A 14827-nucleotide genomic window follows, 5' to 3' on the forward strand; every position below is an offset into this window, starting at 1 on the left:
GTGAACGACGCCCGGAACGCCCGGCTTTACGAACGTCCCCTCGCCCGGGCTCACGCCCTTGCCGAGCAGTGGGCCGACGACCTTACGCCCATCACCCGCTCCGAAGCCGCCCGGTTGCTCTCCACCGCCATCAGCACGACCGGATGGCGGCAGAGCACGCCGCTCCCCCTCTGCCCGGCTCCCGACCCCGAGGAGACACCGTGAACGACACTTCCACCCCGGTCGGCTGGCGATGGTGGCAGCTCACCGACGACGGCCGCCTCAGCGGGTTCCACACCCCGTACGCCCGCCAGCCCTGGCCCCGTCAGTCCTACGTCACCGCCGTCTGCAACCACGGCCGTACCGACCACGGACCCCACGACGCCCCATGGCCCGACTGTGAGTGCGGCATCCGCGTCATGCCCAACCTGTCGCACCTCCTGGACGGCATCCGAAAGCATCCTGCTCGAACTGGCATCACACCTCAGGCATGGCGCGTCATCGGAGGCACCGCGTACCACGCCGACCGTGCCCACCACGGTGTCCTGTACGTCCCCGACGTCATCGGCCAGGTCGTCACCGCCGGCCGTATCGAAGACGCCTGCCCCTGGGACGACCCGCCCGGAACCTTCCGGGCCCAACGCGCGAGCGTCGGCGCGGTGCTGCACCTCAGCGCCCACCTGGCCCGCCTCGCGCCCACCGTCGCCCGCTGGTACCCGCACGCTGCTGTCTGCGTCGGCCAGACCACGGGCCTTGCCTGGCTTGACGAAATCAGCTCCGACCACAGCGACCACCAGGGGGGAGAGGTGTCGGCATCACCACCCTGATCGCCCGGGGGCCCGCCGCGGTCAACTCGGCACACGCCAACGGCGTTCAGAACCGCTTTTGGAGAGGAAGGCTCATGCCCGCACGACGAACGGACCCCCCGAAGGGGTTGAAGCTCATCGAGCGTAAGCCTGCGCTGCGCGTCGCGAAGGAAGCCGAGATCGGTGGCTTGGGGTTGGACTGGTCGAACCGCCCTGGAGTGCTGGACGAGGCCGGGCTGACGGAGTGGGACCGGTTGGCCGAGGTGTACGCCATGGACGCCACCCGGTTCCGCGAGGGCGAGCGGGCCGCGTTGGTGGCCTACTGCTCGTGGTGGTCGGCGTTCGCTTCGGCCGCGGCGGACGTACGGGATCGGGGGCCGGTGGTTGAGGGCCGGTCTGACATGGACCGCGGGCGGATGGTGAAGAACCCGGCCACGGTGGCGATGCGGGAGGCGTCGCAGCAGCTCCGGTACTGGGCGCGCGAACTGGGTCTGACGACGGACGCCCGGGTCCGGATCGGCCTGGCGGATACCGACGACCAGGGCCAGGACGACGACAACCCGTTTGCGTGAGGAGAGAGGCATGGACGAGGACGACCAGGCGCCCGCCGCCGAGCAGGACTGGCACCGGCCGCGAGCGGCGCGGGTGCCGATGGGGCCGGCGCGTGTGGACGGGCAGCAGGAGTTCGCCGAGGGCGACCCGATCGACGTGCAGGACTGGGACTACAGGCTGTGGAGGCGGACATGAGGGTGAAACCGGTGGACGGACGGCGCGCCGCCGGGGCGCGGCTGCTCGCGGTCGTCGTGCAGCATGCGGAGCTGGCCGCGTTGCCGCCGGGGGCGTGGACGTCGGAGGCGTCCCAGGGACGGCTGATGGACGCCGAGGGCGACGTCTGGTTCATCGAGGACGGCGGCCGCGCGGTGCAGCGGCTCCGGTTCCTGCCGTGCCGGTGTGGCTGCGCGGAGTTGACGACCTACAGGGACGGCCGCGAGATCTCCCGCGAAGTCGGCCCGGCTCGGTAGAATCAACGCAGGTTGATCGACGGCCAGCAGTAGGGACCGCGAGCGACCATTCCGTGAGCGCGGATGCGAGGGGCGCGGCGGCGGCCACCGGTAGCCAGTCCGGCCGCCAAGTCGCCCGTCCCGAGCAGACCCCCGCGGAATGGCGCCGCCAGCTCTCCGGCCCGCTCAGTTCGGCGCCGCCCGGGACCCACCGTTGCAGGCCCGCCTACCGCGTCAGCGGGGCCGTGCCTCCGGCCGTGCCGGGAAGACACCACGACTTCCCGAAGGACTGAGATGGATCTCGAAACGATGCGTGCCCGCCTCAAGCTGCTCGCCGCGAAGGCCACGGGCATCAAGGCCAAGGCGGACGCGGAGAAGCGCGACTTCACCGCGGAGGAGGCAACGGAGCTGCGGGCGATCCTGGACGAGGCACAGCCGCTCACCACACAGATCAAGACCGCGCAGGAAGGGGAAAGCCTCCGCAAGACGCTCGCTGAACTCGGCGACTCGATCGCGGCCCCGACGTCGCGGAAGGCGGACGTGCACCCGCGCGTGAAGGCGTCCGGCGGCACCGACTGGGCCGACACCATGCTGAAGACGCTGGGCGGCCCGCAGGGCTACAAGGGCATCCTCGCGGGCGGGACCATCGCGGTGAGCGTGCCTCTCGACCCGGAGCCGGTCCGCATGGACGTGCCGGTGCTGTCGCTGCGGCAGCTCATGCCGAACGTCGCCAACACGACGGGCCGCTTTGCGTACCTGCGTCAGACGACCCGTACGAACAACGCGGCCGCGGTCGCTCCGGGCGCGAAGAAGCCGACTTCCGTCTACACCCTGTCGCGCGTCGATGACCGGGTGCGGACGATCGCGCACCTGTCGGAGCCGATCGCGAAGCAGGATCTGGACGACGTGGCGATGCTGCGGCAGTTCATCGACCAGGAGATGCGTCTCGGTCTGGATCTGGCTTTGGAGGCACAGATCCTGAACGGGGACGGCACCGGCGAGAACATGACCGGCATCGGGAACGTGTCCGGGTCGCAGGCGCAGGCGTTCACCACGGACCTGCTGGTCACGACCCGTAAGGCCGTGACCAAGCTGGAGCGGTACGGCTACATGACGAACGCCGCGTTCGTGATGACCCCGGACGACTGGGAGGCCATCGAACTCCTGGCGGACAACGAGGCCCGGTTCTACTACGGCGGCCCGCAGGCCAGCGTGAACCCCGCGGCCCGCCGACTGTGGGGCGCCCCGGTGGTCGTCTCCGAGTCCGCGACAACCGGCACCGCGTACCTGGCCGACTTCTCACAGATGCAACTCCAGGTGCGCCAGGAGGGCATGCTCGACTGGTCGGAGAACGTCTACGACCCGAACGCCCTGGGCGCCGGCAGCGGCGCCTCGGACTTCGAACGGAACATGCTGCGCTTCCGGTTCGAGGGCCGGTTCGGTCTCGAGATCCTGCGCCCCTCGGCGATCGTGGAGGTGGATCTGACCGCGTCGTAGCGGTCTCTCGACTGCGCCTGAACAGCACGACGGCCCCCACTGAGTGGGGGCCGATCGACGTACCCCGGAGCCGACCGGGGGTACCGTTCTGGTGTCGAAGCAGAACGGAGCCCATGATGGCACAAGCCACTGACGGGCGACCCGAGGGAGTTGGCGCGCGCATCCACGAACTGCGCGCCCTGCGCAACTACTCCCTGCGGGAACTCGCCCAACGAGCCCACGTCTCCAAGAGCATGCTGTCCGACGTCGAACGCGGGGAACGCCATCCGAGCGAGCAGGTCATCGCCGCGGTCGCCAAGGCGTTAAACGTATCGGTACCCGTCATCCACGGGCAGCCCTTCATCGAGCAGCTGCGCAAGGATCAGCTCGACCAGCTCATTGCCCCGCTGTCGAACGCCCTTGACGACTGGGACATCCCGCCCGCCGGTGACGTGCCGCCGCCACGGCCGCTGACGGAGATCGAGGCGACGATCAAACGTGTCTACAAACTCCGCTCCAAGGGGCGGTTCGGCGACCTGGCGCGGATGCTGCCCGGCACGCTGGCCGAGCTGTCATACGCGGTCCTCGACGCGCGCCCCGGGGATCGTGAGCGGTTCTGTTGGCTGCAATCTGAGGCGGCCCTCGGCGGGTTCAGCGTCGCCTACAAGCTCGGCTATCTGGATCTCGCACGCTTGGCGCTGGCTCGGATGGCGGCCGCGGCTGCACATTCGGGGGACCCGCGGCAAGTGGCTGTTGAGCGGCTGAAGCGCGCTCAGTTGTCCGCCAACGGACCGGCCATAGAGATGGGTCTGCGGCTGGTCAACCGCGCCCTTGAGGATCTGGACGACGACCACACAGCGGAGACCCGCGCGGTCCGCGGTGGCCTCATGCTGAAGGGCGTCCAGCTGCACGCCCTGGTAGGCCGCGGCGACGAGTCCGACACTTGGCTGACGGAGGCGCACGGGCTCGCGCGCGACCTCGGCGAGACCGATCACTACGGCATGGTGTTCGGCCCGACCAACGTCGGCCAGCACGGCGTGGCAGCGGCGGGCGACAGGGACGAACACGGGCTCGCGCTGGAGCGGGCCTCGGCAGTCCGCATCCCCGAGGGCTATTCGCCGTTGCGGGCGGGGCAGTTCTTGGTGGACCGTGCACGATCGCAGGCGCTGACGGCTCGGCCTGATGATGCGCTCACCTCCCTCCAGGAGGCGCGGAAGGTGACGCCGCAGCAGACGCGCTATCACCCGACGACGCGGGAGACAGTCGGCACGCTGCTGCGGGCTCGGCCGCGGCCGTCGCGAGAACTGCGCGAGTACGCCTTGTGGAGCGGCGTGTAGCTTCTCGCTCACCCAGAGTCAAGCCCCTGATGTCCGCAACGAGCGGACATCAGGGGCTTGTCCGGTCGACAAGATGTGACGGTCAACACGCCGCTACATGGAGCCGACCATGACGACCAGAGCCGAGCAGTGGACACCACCGACCGGGGAGTGCCCCGAGGCGTTACCGGCGGGCAAGTGGTGGGACGCCGTCCGTGTGGAGGAGCCCATCGGCGAGCGAGCCCTCGCGTTCCTCGGCAGCCACTCCGGCGCCGTCATCCAGGACCGTTGCAACACCCTCTACTGGCTCATCACCCCCGGTGCCGCGGTGTCATGGAATCTTCGGAACGTCCATGTCCTCTCCCATGCCGAGGGCGTGGCCACCTACCTCGGCGTGCCCCCCGTTCGTCGACTGGCCCGGCCCGGGACGTTCTGGCGGGTGCCGTTCACGCAGGACTGGTACCTCACCGACGCGTGGCGGCTGTACAAGGCCCTGGCTCACGCCGTGCTCACCGAGCCGGACACCGGTGAGGGGGAGGCTCGGTGACCGCCGGCCAGGAGTCGGCCGTCCACCCCGACCAGCCGACCGCGTGGGCGCGGTTCCTCGGCCACGCCGAGGGCTGCGCTGACTGCCGCGACAGTCAACGGTGCATGGCTGGGAACGAGCTGCACGACGCCGTCCGGCGCGAAGCGCGCGCCGCGGCCCCATGACCGGGCGGGCCGCTGCCGATCCGGGCCCCCGTACCGGACGCACCTGCGGCGGCCCGCCCTCCCCGACCCCCATCCGGCCGTTTACGTGACGGTCGACGGCCGGATGGGTTGCAAGGCGGCACGGGGACCGACTCCCCGTAGCACTGTGAAGGGATATGCATCATGACCGGACAGTCGTTCGAGTTCGTGAGCACAGCGTTCTGCCGCGACAAGAAGGTGGGCAACTGCCCGCAGGTCGCTCTCAACGTCCCCGGCGTCGTTGCCGTCCGGGACAGCGAGCGACCCGACGCGATCGTTACCATGACGCCCGACGCCTGGCGGCTGCTCACCAACGCCGTCAAGGCGGGCGAGTACGACCTGACCGCCTGAGAGCAGGACCCTGTGGAGAAGTGCCCCCGCTGTTCCGATGAGTGCCCTACGGACCCTGAGAGCGGTTTGCCGTGGTGCGCTCGCTGCGGGGAGTACTTCGGGCTCAAGCCGCCTGAGTGCAAGGGGCTGTGGTCGCGCCGCGATACGGTGACCCGTGCCCCATGGCGGCGGCGCGAGCACTGAGCGGGAGGCTTACCGGCCCCGTCCGCGTGTCGCCCAGGTGGCACGCGGACGGGGCCCTTGCCGTCTCTGGACTCGGCCGCCCAGCCGCCCGCCGCGCTCGGCAGCGGGCGCGCGAACGGCCCCGGGACGCGCGCGGGAACCGCGTTCCGGGGCCGTTGTGCTGCTGGTGGTGAAGGGTGCCGCCCGCGCGTACAGGGTCGGTGGAACATGGCTATGGCAGACGAAGATCCAGCCGGTGTGCCGCCCGCGCGTACAGGGTCGGTGGGGTGGGGGGAGTGCGGTGTCAACAATTGTGGACGTGCCGCCCGCGCGTACAGGGTCGGTGGAGCGTCCGCCGGTGTGCAAAATTTTTCACACGAGTGCCGCACACGTGCACGGGGTGAGTGCCAAGTCGGTCTTCCTGGGAAACCCGACTTCGCCGCCGTGGCACGTGAGAAGCGATAGGTGGTTTTCCTGGGAAAACCACCTATCGCGCTCGCACCGCCCGCGCGGGGACGAGAGCTGTCGCACGGGCTACTGAGTCATATGACTCAGTCGCACGCCCGTGCGCGAGGATGAGAGCCGCCGAGGTCGTGTCTGGAATTCCAGACACTCGCACCGCCCGCGCGTACGAGGTCAGTGGCCGCAGTTCGGTTTGGTCCACCAGCCGCACTTGTCGCAATACTCATGGCCGTTCATCGCAGGCTCCCTTCCGTGCCTTCTCGACCCGCTGCACGGGTGGCTGTATGGACCACGCGACCCCTTCTACGATCGGAGAGGGGTACCACCTCTCACCCTCTTGACCAGCCTCTTCGTGGCCGAGAGGGGTATCGGGGTCCGGTGGGGGAGTGGCGGACGAATCGGACATGCGCCACGCGGCGACCGCCCACACGACCGGCACAGCGGCGACGAAGTACGGCGCCCGGCCGAGCAGCTGGCCGTAGAACGCCACCCCCACCAACGCCCCGCCCGAGCGGGCGACGAACCGCTTCCCGGAGTCCTCGGGGGCGAGCCAGCCGCCCGCCCCGTGGAGTAGCAGCCCGGTGCCGAGCGCGAGCCGCTGCCCGGCCGTACGGGACCACTCGACCGCGGCCGCCGCCATCTCGCGGGCGTTCACAGCAGCCCCACCGTCCAGTCACCGGCCGCGGAGACGACTGGCGAGAGGACGAACCCTGCGGCTCCGGCGACACCGGACGACAGGCCCAGCGAGATGCCGCAGACGAGGTTGAAGAAGATGTCCCAGCGGAAGCCGCGCTTGCGGGTCCACACGGCCACCAGCACCACCGTGGCGATGATGACCACCGCGTGCCCACCGTCGCTCAGGACGAGGTTGGAGTGCCGGGTGACGTTCGGGGAATCGCCGCCCACACCGTGCTTAAGTGCGGCGTCGCCGATCGCGGAGGAGCCCCACAGACCGACGTCGGCCCCGCGGCCGAGGATTCCCCCGGCGGACAGGATGAGCAGCACCCCGTAGAGCGCGGTGATGAAGAACGGGACGAGGTCCTTGAGCGCGGCGAGGTTGCGCTTCTTGTGGCCGGTCCACCAGCGGGTGACGTTCCATGCGGCGATGGACAGACCGACCGTGACGCCGCCGAGGCTGACGACGTTGTGCGTGAAGTTCATGATGTTCCTCAGTGCGAGAGCGCGGCGAAGCTGGCCGCGGCGAGGGAGAGAACGAGAGCGGTGGTGCCGAGCACGGGCACCAGGGCGCGGCGGTCGACGGCGGCCAGGAGGCCGAGGGCGACCGCCGCGCCGCCCGCGAAGAGCGCGAGCAGCACGACGGGTGCCTTCCGTCAGGTGGGTGCGAGGGCGGCGCGGCGTACGCGCCGGCCGTAGGAGTCGGACGCGTCGAGCCGCTTGCCGATGGCGGTTCCGGTCAGTTCCGGTTCCGTGGCCAGCCAGCCGCGAGCGGTCTGCACGTGGCGAGCGAATCGGCCCGCGTCGGTGTCCTCGGCGGGCTCGTCGGACCGATCGGAACCGCGCTCGGTTCCGCCGGTTCCGCCCGCCGGTTCCGGTGTCTCGTCCGGCTCGGCCTCGGGGTGCTGCTTCGGCTGGTCAGCGTCGGTTCCGGTGCTGGTTCCGCCGTGGTTCCGCTCCAGCTCGGCGAGGGCGACGAACGGGCCGAGCACGGGCACGCTCGGGGTCGTCTCGACCGCCGCCGGAACTGGCCGGGCCTTGATCGGTTCCGGCACCGGTTCCGCCGGAACGGGCGGGACGTAGATCGGTTCCGCTACCGGTTCCGGCAGGGGTCCAGAACTGGACACCTCGCTCGGACCGCGGCCCGCCCGGAGCGCGTGCACCCGCCACAGAACCACCGGAGCGATCGCCGAGACAGCCACCACCAGCCACGGCGACACCGCGAGCATGCCGCCCTGCATCAGGTGCGCCGCAGCGTTCGTAGCGACCATCAGTAGCACCGGAGGGAACACCTCCCGGCCCACGTCCATGGCCCGCAGCGCGTACGCATCGATGGCGACGGGCAGGCCCGCGGCCACCAAATCGGCGTAGCCGCAGCGTTGGGCGAGGAACCATTCCCCGTGCGCGGAGATGGCGATGCACGCGGCCATGGCGATCCAGCCGAGGAAGTCACGGTCCCCCTGGCGGTTCCTCACCGGCCTCCCTCCTCGCGGAGAAGTGCGGCGAGATGACCGGCGAGCGCGTGGAGCTGGGCGCCGTGCCGGATCAGGGACTCGGCGATGCCGTGCAGCTGCGCAGGATCGGACGGGTAGAAGTCGCCGTCCAGCCCGACGTTGACGAACGGCCGGCGGCCGGGCTCCCGCTGCTCGGTGAACGGCCGCTGCTCCAGGAAGGCGGGCATGAGGTAGACCGTGCCGCGGCTGGTGCCGAGGGTGAGGCCGGTCTCGGGGCCCTCGTGGAAGAGGTCGACGCGGTACCCACCGTCCTCGTGGCGGGCGGTGCACCAGGGCGGGCAGGTGAGGGTGACGGCGCCGTGATCGCGGGTCTGCACGGTGACCGTGCGGGGCGCGCTCACTGCTGGCCCTCGGCGTTGGTGCGCGACTGGCCAAAGGCGCGGTAGCCGGTGGGCGGGTGCTCGGCGAGGCGAGCGCGCAGGTAGTCGGCGGACCATCCGGGGTCGTCGCCGCGCTGGAGGACGCCGCGGAGGGCGATCGTCGCGTGCATGGCCCGGTTGGCCATCAGTCGGTCGTGGATCTCGGCGTCGCCAACCGTGGCCGGGGCCGGGATGTCGAGCGCTTCGAGGACGGCGCGCAGCAACTCGGCCGCGGGCTCGGGGATGTTGTGGCTCACTGGGCACCACCGTTCGCCTGCCAGTCGGCGCGGGCCTGGACGAGCTGGGCGTGGACGGCACGCAGCTGGTCGACGTGTGCGGCGAGCTTGTCGATGACCGCACCGAACTCGTCCGGGCCCATGGGGCCGGTCCAGAAGTCCTGGTCCCCGATCATCTGCATGTTGACGTGCGGGATGCGCTGCTCGGCCTCGTCGGCGTGGGGGATCACGGCGACGTCGGCGATGAGGACCAGGTCCTCATACGTCTCGCGGCTCTCGGTGAGGACCAGGGGCATGGCGACGTGGTCGCTCTGGTGCCAGATGTCGGACGGGTGGATAGTGCTTTCCGTCTCCCGCTGGTGGATCTCTGTCGTGGTGCACCAGGTGGGGCAGGTCTCCGTGTGCTCGTCGCCGTCGTGCGTGCGCATCGTCCAGGTGGGCGGCGCGGCGGGCTGCGGGGCAGCGGGCGCGCCCTGCTCGATGGCAGCGAGCTGATCGGCGAGCCGATCGAATCCGCATGCCCCGTGACGCATGCGGGAAGCGAGCTGCCGGAGCCCGGCCGAGTTGGTGTCAACGTCTGAGTTGGCCGAGGCGTAGACCGCCGCGACCGTGCGCGGGGTGGGGTCGTCGTTGGTGAACAGCTCGGCGGTGATCAGGGGTTCACGGGCACCGGGCGCGGTGATCCGGACCGGGCTGCTCTCCACCCTGGCGGGGGTGTCGGCGAGGAACTGGGCGATGACCGGGAACTGCGCGTCAACGGACCGGCGCACGGTCTCCCGCTCGGCAGCCTCGGCGTTGAGCTGGCGGGAGTCGGCGAGCGCAGCCGAGCCGGTCAGAGTCGGAAACAGCCTGCGGGCGTCGGCGTCGGCGAGCAGTTCGCCGAGCGGCACGGCCGGGGCCAGAGCGGTGCAGTGCGTGGGGGTCTGTACGGTGATGCTCATGGTGCGGACTCCTTGCTTGGAAGGGTCCGGCCGTAGGCCCCGGATCAGGTGTTTGCCCACCTTCCGGGGCCGCCCCGTTCTCGTACACATGCCGTACATATGAGAGCGGGATAAGCCGGGATGACTCGGGATGCGTCGGGACGCGAAATCCCAGGTCAACCGGCCTGTGAGGGTCTTTCCGCTGGTAGCTCAGCCACCCCTGACGCTCTTGTAAAGCGAAGGTCGTCGGTTCGAACCCGACAGTCGGCTCTGTGTCTGAGCAGGGACGAAGCCCCGGACGATCTTTCGTCCGGGGCTTTTGACATCTACAAGTGACATCAACGCGAGAGAGAGCTGCCGCCCTGGGGTGGTGAGCGGCAAGGCCACAAGGCGACCGATGAGACGAGCGCGTTGGGCGCGGGGGCGACGGCCAGACGGAGCCGGTGCCAGCGCAGCGCGGCCAGGCAGATCAGGGGGAGGGGCACCGGCCGGATCTTCCCCGTCTTGGTGGTGTCCTGGTACAGCTCACCGCCGATGCGCTGCACCTGGTTCCCAACACGGATCACCCGCTTGTCCAGGTCCACGTCAGACCACCGCAGCCCCAGCACCTCCCCGCGCCGCAGCCCCATCGCGATAGCGAGCACGAAGGCCGCGTACAGCGGGTCGCGGCGCGCCTTTTCCAGGAACCGCAGTGTCTCGTCCAGAGACCACGGTGTTGTCTCGCGGCTGTTCACCTTCGGGGCCTCCACGAGGGACGCGACGTTGCGGGTGACGAGTTCTTCACGACAGGCGGCGGTGAGGGCGGTACGCAGCACGCGGTGAGCTTCCTTGGCCGTGGCGGCCGTCGTCTTGCGCGCCAGTTCGGCGAGGAACGTCCGGAGGTGTCGAACACTGAGGGACTCCAGCCGTTTGGCCCCGAGCATGGGCAGCAGGTACAGCCGTATATGCATCGCGTACTTGCTGTACGTGGTCCGCTTCCGGTTCGGCCTAATCACGTTGTCCAGCCAGTACGGCAGCCATTCGGAGAGCTTGGCGGAACGGGTCGGCACGGGGATGCCGCCGTCGCCCTTGGCCAGCAGCTCCCGGCGCTTGTTGTCGCACTCGGTCCAGGTCTTGCCGTACGCGAACTTCCGGGCACGGGTGCCGTCCGGCTGGAGCACGTACACCGCGCACTGGTACCGGCCGTCCTTGCGCTTAGTGATCGTGCCAGCGCCATTGGGATTGCGCTTGCGCTGCGTAGACATCAGGCGGCCGCCTCCAGTTCGTTGGCGATGTAGTCGCGGACGGCCCGAGCCGGGATGCGGCGGCAGCGGCCGATGGTGAGTGAGGGCAGGCGGCGGGAACGGATGAGGTCGTAGACGGTGGAGCGGCCGAGTCGCAGCCGAGCCATCACTTCGCGCACGGTCAACAGCTCGTCTTCATGCATGTGTTGGATCTCCTTCCGTTCCGGGGGCGGGGGTGATGGTGGCGGTGAGCCATTCCTCGGCGGCGGTGAGGCCGGTTCCTGCGTAGACCCAGTGGGCGAGGACGAGAGTGGTCTCCTCGTTCTCCAGCTCGGTGGCTGCTTGGGCACGTCGCCAAGTGGCGCGGGCGTCGCGGAGGGCGCCGAGGGTGGTGGAGTAGCGACGGGACTTGGTTGAGAAGTGGCCCCGGAAGCCGAGCATGTGAGCCCAGGCACGGAGCCGGAGGTGTTCCAGGTCCTTGCGGGCGCCGAGGGCCCAGGCGGTGCGGATGAGGCGGCGGGCGTGGTCGGTGATGTCGAGCTGGGCGATCTCGGCGATGAGCCGTATCGGCCTGTCCAGGGCACCGGTGGCGGTCTCGGCGCCCTTGGTCGCGTACTTGGCGATGTACGCGGCAACGGCCCGATCGGTCAGCTCCTGGCCACCGTTGAAGTCGGCGCCCCGGATGGGTCGTACGTCGAGCTGGTCCCCGAAGGCGAAGGTGTGGGCCCGGCCATCGATGACCGGGCCAGTGATCTGTGCCCTGGTCGTGGTGTCGGTCGCGGCGGCGCGGATCGCGTCGGTCAGCAACTCGGCCGTGGCCCAGGCCGGGGGCGGGGTGCCGCCGCCGTCGGGACCGTCGAGGCGGATCACGGCGTGGAAGTGGACGGCACCGCGCTTCTGGTACTCGGCGACCTTGGCGAAGGACAGCCGAGCGTGGTCACGGAACGTGCGTTGGGTGAGCCCGACCCGCTTGGCGACCTCCCGCCGCAGGTAGATCGAGAACCGCCGCCACAGCAGCCCCGCGTGGGCGTTCCAGAGAACCGCGGCTTCGTAGTCGTAGGTGGCTGGGTTGAGCGGGGTGCCGACCTCATCGTCTTCCTGGTCGTGGCGTGTGCCGCAGCGGCATGGGCGGTGGGTACCGGCGGGGCCGGTGGGGCGGTTGTGGACGGGGCCGAAGCTGGGCGCGGTGAAGGTGGCGAAGACGCGCGGTGCGTGGCGACGCCTTCCGGGGTGCCTTTGCCGCCGCGTAGTCCGGCGGTGATCAGGTGGAAGGTGTCGCGGCGGTAGGTCTCGGCGCAGGCCGGGCAGCGGGTGATGCGGCGGTTGTTGCAGCGGACCAGCAGATGCCCGGCGGGCAGCTCGGCGGAGTCCAGGTGACGGAGGACGCGGCCGATCTCGCCGGTTTCCCGGTTCACCTCGTGCTCGGTGCGGTGGCCGTCGAGGCGGATGGGGTGGGTGCAGCCGCCGAGTCCGGAGAGTTGGCGGAGCAGGGCTGGCAGGTTGCCGAGCGCCGCCAGGTTGCCGAGCTGGGACAGCGGTGGCGGGGTGGTGCGGGTGATGATGGGGACACCTCTTTCGGCTGTGGTCGGGAGGGGTTGGGCTGCCGGGGCGGCGGATGCTTGGCGGTATCGAGGCCGCCCCGGCAGTCGTGCTCGTGTGGGTCAGCGGCGGCGCTGGCTGGTGAGCAGCGAGCGCATGACGACGGCGGCCACGGTGACGGAGATGGCCGTGACGGCGACGGCGGCCAGGAGCGCGGTCAGGACGATGCCGACCGTGACCACGGCCCCGACGGTTCCGGCGTTGAGCCCGAGCAGCGGTGTCCGGGGAGCGGGCGCGGGGGTGTTCTGGCACGCGCAGGCCGGGGCGTGGTGGTGCTGGGCCGCCGGGGCAGTCGGGCCGGGCACGTGGACGGTGGGCAGCGTGGGGGCCTCGGGGTACGATGCACGAGGCCCGATTACACGGCATCCGATCGGTCAAGATCTTCGCCGAGTCCACCCGACGCGGCGCCACAGGCGAGATCTCGCTCATGCCCGACGCACTCATGGCCCAGGCCGTCCGCGCCGCGAAGGACGCGGAACCCGACCTCGCAGTCATGACGGAGACGTGCCTCTGCTCATACACCGACTCCGGACTCTGCTACCTCACCGACGTACACGGCCGCCCGGACATCCCCGCCACGGTCGACGTCACCGCCCGGCAGGCCGTCGCACACGCAGCGGCAGGCGCCGACATCGTGGGTCCGGCCTCCATGGTGCTCGGCACCACGCAAGGCGCCCGCACCGCGCTGAACGATCAGGGGCACGGCAACGTCTCCGTCATGCCGCACGTGATCTTCTGGAGCAGCCTGTACGACGGCTTCCGACGCACCATGGGCGCCACCCCCAAGGCAGGCGTCGACCGCGAGTTCCAGATCAATCCGGGCAAGCCCGAGCAGTTCATCGACGCGGCCCTCCAGCTCGTCCAAGAAGGCGCCGACATGCTCCTGCTGGAGCCCGCCATGTTCACCGTCGACGTGCTGACCCGCCTGAAGCAGCACACCCGGGCGCCGCTCTTCCCGTTCTCGGTGTCCGGCGAGTACACCGCGCTCACGTCCCTCGACGCCAGGACCGGCCGACGAGACGTGCGCAGGCTCATCGAACTCTTCACCATGCTGAAGCGAGCCGGAGCCGACGCCAGCGTCACGTACGCGGCGCTGGACATCGCCCGGCAGCTCAGCGGCTAAACCGCAGCCTCGGCCCGTATGTCGCCGAGGATAGAACGCGCGTCCTGGCCGATCAGCTCTCCGGCCAGGGCCTCCCCGAGCTTCTCCGGATCGCCAAACGGCCCAGAAAGCGAGCCGGAAACCTGACGGATCCCATCGAGCGACGTCACCTGCGCATAAAGCGAAAGCGATCCATCCGAGCGGACCTCCGCATATGCCCCCACGGGCACGCTGCATCCGCCGTGCAACTCGGCTAGCAATGCACGCTCAGCCCGCACTTGAGCGTCAACCGCGAGATCTCCCGACGTGGAAAGGATGTCCTGAATCGCCGTGCTGTCCTCACGCACCTGAATACCAAGCGCTCCTTGCCCCGGCGACGGCGGGAAGAGATCGATTGGCAGAATCTCGCCGATAGCATCATCCAGCCCGAGACGGCGAAGCCCCGCGACCGCCAGAACCACAGCGTCAAGCCCCATTGTCTCGATCTTCTTCAGCCGTGGCGGGACATTACCCCGAATCGGTACGACCTCAATATCAGGTCGCACCGCCAGCAGCTGGGCGATACGCCGCGGAGCCCCCGTCCCCACCCGCGCACCCTTGGGCAACCCGGTCAGCGTGGACCCACACAGGGCATCGCGCGCATCTTCCCGGCCCGGTGGAGGCACCAGAACAAGCCCCGGCGGATCTTCGGCGCCGGCCTGGCGCGCCATTCCACACCGTGGCATCCGCGTAGAAGGGAAGGGACGGCGAGAGCTGAGGAAGAACATGAAGTTGCCTCGGACGCAGCACCGGGTGAGAGAAGGCCACCAAGCCGACGATCCACCACAGGTAGGACCGAGGCAGCCGCCCCTGGCATTGCGGGTACTTCTCGTCACTCTGTGCGGACAGAACGTCACAAGCTGCCGCAGAAGACTCTG

The 14827-nt window shown here is 69.8% G+C and carries 21 protein-coding genes, 2 pseudogenes and 1 CRISPR repeat array; of the genes and pseudogenes, 11 read left to right on the plus strand and 12 right to left on the minus strand.

From position 1 onward, the window contains the following. From HUT19_RS22720 to HUT19_RS22765, 10 genes are all read left to right on the plus strand, one after another. Positions 1-204 carry a hypothetical protein gene (locus HUT19_RS22720; RefSeq protein WP_176182223.1) on the plus strand — a complete coding sequence of 68 codons (204 nt, stop codon included), beginning with the start codon at positions 1-3 and terminating at the stop codon, positions 202-204. Continuing rightward, positions 201-806, plus strand: coding sequence for a hypothetical protein (locus HUT19_RS22725; protein ID WP_176182224.1), 606 nt, complete (start codon positions 201-203; stop codon positions 804-806). The genes HUT19_RS22720 and HUT19_RS22725 overlap by 4 nt, the downstream gene beginning before the upstream one ends. Before the next feature lie 74 nt (positions 807-880). Beyond that, positions 881-1357 carry a phage terminase small subunit P27 family gene (locus HUT19_RS22730; protein WP_176182225.1) on the plus strand — a complete coding sequence of 159 codons (477 nt, stop codon included), beginning with the start codon at positions 881-883 and terminating at the stop codon, positions 1355-1357. A gap of 10 nt (positions 1358-1367) precedes the next feature. After that, positions 1368-1532 carry a hypothetical protein gene (locus HUT19_RS22735; protein ID WP_176182226.1) on the plus strand — a complete coding sequence of 55 codons (165 nt, stop codon included), beginning with the start codon at positions 1368-1370 and terminating at the stop codon, positions 1530-1532. Continuing rightward, positions 1529-1807, plus strand: coding sequence for a hypothetical protein (locus HUT19_RS22740; RefSeq protein WP_176182227.1), 279 nt, complete (start codon positions 1529-1531; stop codon positions 1805-1807). The genes HUT19_RS22735 and HUT19_RS22740 overlap by 4 nt, the downstream gene beginning before the upstream one ends. A gap of 273 nt (positions 1808-2080) precedes the next feature. Continuing rightward, a complete protein-coding gene (locus HUT19_RS22745; protein ID WP_176182228.1) occupies positions 2081-3283 on the plus strand; it encodes a phage major capsid protein in 1203 nt (400 codons plus the stop codon). Positions 3284-3396: 113 nt separating this feature from the next. Next, complete coding sequence (locus tag HUT19_RS22750) at positions 3397-4599, plus strand: helix-turn-helix domain-containing protein (RefSeq protein ID WP_254885721.1); 1203 nt, start codon at positions 3397-3399, stop codon at positions 4597-4599. A 109-nt stretch (positions 4600-4708) separates the two neighbouring features. Continuing rightward, positions 4709-5125 (plus strand): hypothetical protein, encoded by a 417-nt coding sequence (locus HUT19_RS22755; RefSeq protein WP_254885722.1) that lies wholly within the window; start codon positions 4709-4711, stop codon positions 5123-5125. Then, the gene (locus HUT19_RS22760; RefSeq protein WP_176182230.1) at positions 5122-5289 is read left to right on the plus strand and encodes a hypothetical protein; all 168 of its coding nucleotides are present in this window, start codon (positions 5122-5124) and stop codon (positions 5287-5289) included. Before HUT19_RS22755 ends, HUT19_RS22760 begins: the two co-directional genes overlap by 4 nt. 162 nt (positions 5290-5451) lie before the next feature. After that, a complete protein-coding gene (locus HUT19_RS22765; protein WP_176182231.1) occupies positions 5452-5658 on the plus strand; it encodes a DUF397 domain-containing protein in 207 nt (68 codons plus the stop codon). 359 nt (positions 5659-6017) lie between these two features. Next, positions 6018-6228: a CRISPR direct-repeat array (repeat unit 28 nt; unit sequence GTGCCGCCCGCGCGTACAGGGTCGGTGG). Positions 6229-6505: 277 nt separating this feature from the next. Here HUT19_RS22765 and HUT19_RS22770 read toward each other — a convergent pair. From HUT19_RS22770 to HUT19_RS22820, 11 genes and pseudogenes are all read right to left on the minus strand, one after another. After that, on the minus strand, positions 6506-6937 hold the full coding sequence (locus tag HUT19_RS22770; protein ID WP_176182232.1) for a hypothetical protein: 432 nt from the start codon (positions 6935-6937) through the stop codon (positions 6506-6508). Continuing rightward, complete coding sequence (locus HUT19_RS22775; protein ID WP_176182233.1) at positions 6934-7443, minus strand: hypothetical protein; 510 nt, start codon at positions 7441-7443, stop codon at positions 6934-6936. The genes HUT19_RS22770 and HUT19_RS22775 overlap by 4 nt, the downstream gene beginning before the upstream one ends. A gap of 8 nt (positions 7444-7451) precedes the next feature. After that, a complete protein-coding gene (locus HUT19_RS22780) occupies positions 7452-7598 on the minus strand; it encodes a hypothetical protein (protein ID WP_176182234.1) in 147 nt (48 codons plus the stop codon). Between the two features lie 15 nt (positions 7599-7613). Beyond that, the gene (locus HUT19_RS22785) at positions 7614-8432 is read right to left on the minus strand and encodes a hypothetical protein (RefSeq protein WP_176182235.1); all 819 of its coding nucleotides are present in this window, start codon (positions 8430-8432) and stop codon (positions 7614-7616) included. Then, positions 8429-8812 carry a hypothetical protein gene (locus HUT19_RS22790; RefSeq protein WP_176182236.1) on the minus strand — a complete coding sequence of 128 codons (384 nt, stop codon included), beginning with the start codon at positions 8810-8812 and terminating at the stop codon, positions 8429-8431. The genes HUT19_RS22785 and HUT19_RS22790 overlap by 4 nt, the downstream gene beginning before the upstream one ends. Beyond that, positions 8809-9087 carry a hypothetical protein gene (locus HUT19_RS22795; protein WP_176182237.1) on the minus strand — a complete coding sequence of 93 codons (279 nt, stop codon included), beginning with the start codon at positions 9085-9087 and terminating at the stop codon, positions 8809-8811. Before HUT19_RS22795 ends, HUT19_RS22790 begins: the two co-directional genes overlap by 4 nt. Next, positions 9084-10007 carry a hypothetical protein gene (locus HUT19_RS22800; protein WP_176182238.1) on the minus strand — a complete coding sequence of 308 codons (924 nt, stop codon included), beginning with the start codon at positions 10005-10007 and terminating at the stop codon, positions 9084-9086. The genes HUT19_RS22795 and HUT19_RS22800 overlap by 4 nt, the downstream gene beginning before the upstream one ends. A gap of 401 nt (positions 10008-10408) precedes the next feature. Continuing rightward, positions 10409-11230: pseudogene (gene xerC, locus HUT19_RS22805) on the minus strand (tyrosine recombinase XerC); the annotation flags it as partial. Further along, entirely contained in the window at positions 11230-11412 is a 183-nt protein-coding gene (locus HUT19_RS22810; protein WP_176182240.1) for a helix-turn-helix domain-containing protein, read from the minus strand. The pseudogene xerC and the gene HUT19_RS22810, both read right to left, overlap by 1 nt. After that, positions 11405-12855 (minus strand): annotated as a pseudogene (locus HUT19_RS22815) (replication initiator). Before HUT19_RS22815 ends, HUT19_RS22810 begins: the two are co-directional and overlap by 8 nt. Before the next feature lie 15 nt (positions 12856-12870). Continuing rightward, entirely contained in the window at positions 12871-13113 is a 243-nt protein-coding gene (locus tag HUT19_RS22820) for a hypothetical protein (protein ID WP_254885723.1), read from the minus strand. A 35-nt stretch (positions 13114-13148) separates the two neighbouring features. On the opposite strand from HUT19_RS22820, the gene HUT19_RS22825 reads away from it, so the two are divergent. Then, positions 13149-13931, plus strand: coding sequence for a porphobilinogen synthase (locus tag HUT19_RS22825; protein ID WP_176182241.1), 783 nt, complete (start codon positions 13149-13151; stop codon positions 13929-13931). On the opposite strand, the gene hemC is transcribed toward HUT19_RS22825, so the two are convergent. Then, positions 13928-14620: a hydroxymethylbilane synthase gene (gene hemC, locus HUT19_RS22830; protein ID WP_368661702.1), complete on the minus strand. Its 693-nt coding sequence runs from the start codon at positions 14618-14620 to the stop codon at positions 13928-13930. The two genes, HUT19_RS22825 and hemC, sit on opposite strands and share 4 nt — an antisense overlap. Positions 14621-14827 lie beyond the last annotated feature (207 nt).

It is taken from the genome of Streptomyces sp. NA02950, from assembly GCF_013364155.1.
GTDB lineage: Bacteria > Actinomycetota > Actinomycetes > Streptomycetales > Streptomycetaceae > Streptomyces.

Excerpts from the sequence above, each read along its gene's own strand:
- HUT19_RS22730 (WP_176182225.1), top strand. The coding sequence starts at position 881 with ATGCCCGCACGACGAACGGACCCCCCGAAGGGGTTGAAGCTCATCGAG.
- HUT19_RS22735 (WP_176182226.1), top strand. The coding sequence starts at position 1,368 with ATGGACGAGGACGACCAGGCGCCCGCCGCCGAGCAGGACTGGCACCGG.
- HUT19_RS22740 (WP_176182227.1), top strand. The coding sequence starts at position 1,529 with ATGAGGGTGAAACCGGTGGACGGACGGCGCGCCGCCGGGGCGCGGCTG.
- HUT19_RS22745 (WP_176182228.1), top strand. The coding sequence starts at position 2,081 with ATGGATCTCGAAACGATGCGTGCCCGCCTCAAGCTGCTCGCCGCGAAG.
- HUT19_RS22750 (WP_254885721.1), top strand. The coding sequence starts at position 3,397 with ATGATGGCACAAGCCACTGACGGGCGACCCGAGGGAGTTGGCGCGCGC.
- HUT19_RS22755 (WP_254885722.1), top strand. The coding sequence starts at position 4,709 with ATGACGACCAGAGCCGAGCAGTGGACACCACCGACCGGGGAGTGCCCC.
- HUT19_RS22765 (WP_176182231.1), top strand. The coding sequence starts at position 5,452 with ATGACCGGACAGTCGTTCGAGTTCGTGAGCACAGCGTTCTGCCGCGAC.
- HUT19_RS22775 (WP_176182233.1), bottom strand. The coding sequence starts at position 7,443 with ATGAACTTCACGCACAACGTCGTCAGCCTCGGCGGCGTCACGGTCGGT.
- HUT19_RS22800 (WP_176182238.1), bottom strand. The coding sequence starts at position 10,007 with ATGAGCATCACCGTACAGACCCCCACGCACTGCACCGCTCTGGCCCCG.
- HUT19_RS22810 (WP_176182240.1), bottom strand. The coding sequence starts at position 11,412 with ATGCATGAAGACGAGCTGTTGACCGTGCGCGAAGTGATGGCTCGGCTG.
- HUT19_RS22825 (WP_176182241.1), top strand. The coding sequence starts at position 13,149 with ATGCACGAGGCCCGATTACACGGCATCCGATCGGTCAAGATCTTCGCC.
- hemC (WP_368661702.1), bottom strand. The coding sequence starts at position 14,620 with ATGGCGCGCCAGGCCGGCGCCGAAGATCCGCCGGGGCTTGTTCTGGTG.